This window comes from Elizabethkingia argenteiflava, from assembly GCF_009904105.1.
Classification (GTDB): domain Bacteria; phylum Bacteroidota; class Bacteroidia; order Flavobacteriales; family Weeksellaceae; genus Elizabethkingia; species Elizabethkingia argenteiflava.
This window is the reverse complement of sequence record NZ_JAAABJ010000542.1, coordinates 1-352: the sequence shown is the minus strand read 5'-3', so window position 1 is coordinate 352 and position 352 is coordinate 1. Positions and strand designations below refer to the sequence as shown.

Genomic DNA, 352 nt, shown 5'->3' with positions numbered 1-352 from the left:
TCGGATATTGGCTCGCTATATATTTTTATAATGACTTATTTTCCAGAGTTAATGGAAAAGTCTGAGCCAATTTTTTTAAAAGGATTAGAACACCTTCAAAAAGAAAGGGACAATAATATAAGACCTATGAAAGGCTCTTATGGTAGAGATAGCATTCTGTATTTAGCATATTGGTTAGCAAAGGAACACAATAGAAGTGAAAATGTTATAAATCAACTATTGAACTATTGTGCTCAAAAGATTGAGCCATGTTATATTAAGGCTGTTGAAAACGCTTTTTCTAAAAATGAATCTGATATACAAACAGTTATTAATGAGCTTGCAGAATTCCATATAAAAAATAGCAAAACAG

General features: G+C 30.1%; 1 protein-coding gene. It reads left to right on the top strand.

Annotated features, from left to right (window positions below; genetic code table 11):
• Window positions 1-51 precede the first annotated feature (51 nt).
• A partial coding sequence (locus GNY06_RS08845; RefSeq protein ID WP_166519744.1) for a hypothetical protein occupies window positions 52-352 on the top strand: 301 nt, incomplete at its 3' end.